The organism is Eubacterium barkeri, from assembly GCF_900107125.1.
GTDB lineage: Bacteria > Bacillota > Clostridia > Eubacteriales > Eubacteriaceae > Eubacterium_O > Eubacterium_O barkeri.
In genome coordinates, this window is record NZ_FNOU01000044.1 from 1 (window position 1) to 1,172 (window position 1,172).

The 1,172-nt window shown below is 52.5% G+C and carries 1 rRNA gene; it reads right to left on the reverse strand.

From position 1 onward, the window contains the following. Nucleotides 1–1,172 (reverse strand): 16S ribosomal RNA (locus BLU30_RS14045); the annotation flags it as partial.

Below are 1,172 nucleotides of genomic sequence, written 5' to 3' on the forward strand. Positions count from 1 at the left end.
CGGCTTCGCTTCCCTTTGTCCCAACCCATTGTAGCACGTGTGTAGCCCAGGCCATAAGGGGCATGATGATTTGACGTCGTCCCCACCTTCCTCCGTATTGTCTACGGCAGTCCCTTTAGAGTGCCCAACTTAATGCTGGCAACTAAAGGCAAGGGTTGCGCTCGTTGCGGGACTTAACCCAACATCTCACGACACGAGCTGACGACAACCATGCACCACCTGTCTCTCTGTTCCCGAAGGAAATCTCCTATCTCTAGGATGGTCAGAGGATGTCAAGGCCTGGTAAGGTTCTTCGCGTTGCTTCGAATTAAACCACATGCTCCGCTGCTTGTGCGGGTCCCCGTCAATTCCTTTGAGTTTCAACCTTGCGGTCGTACTCCCCAGGCGGATGACTTAATGTGTTAACTGCGGCACTGAGTTTCCCCAACACCTAGTCATCATCGTTTACGGCGTGGACTACCAGGGTATCTAATCCTGTTCGCTCCCCACGCTTTCGCACCTCAGCGTCAGTATCTGTCCAGCAAGCCGCCTTCGCCACCGGTGTTCCTCCTAATATCTACGCATTTCACCGCTACACTAGGAATTCCACTTGCCTCTCCAGTACTCAAGTCTTACAGTTTCAAATGCACGTCACCGGTTGAGCCGGTACCTTTCACATCTGACTTATAAAACCGCCTACGCGCCCTTTACGCCCAGTGATTCCGGACAACGCTTGTCCCCTACGTATTACCGCGGCTGCTGGCACGTAGTTAGCCGGGACTTCTTCATTGGGTACCGTCACTTCTTCTTCCCCAATAAAAGAGTTTTACGATCCGAAAACCTTCTTCACTCACGCGGTATTGCTGCGTCAGGGTTGCCCCCATTGCGCAATATTCCCCACTGCTGCCTCCCGTAGGAGTCTGGACCGTGTCTCAGTTCCAGTGTGACCGTTCGCCCTCTCAGACCGGTTACCCATCGTTGCCTTGGTGGGCTGTTATCTCACCAACTAGCTAATGGGACGCGGGTCCATCTCATGGCACCGGAGTTTTCATTAAAACACCATGCGATGTCTTAATAATATAAGGCTTTACTCCCAGTTTCCCGAGGCTATTCCTTTCCATGAGGCAGGTTACCCACGCGTTACTCACCCGTTCGCCACTTTCCACTCCTTATTTCTCCCGAAGGATCCATAA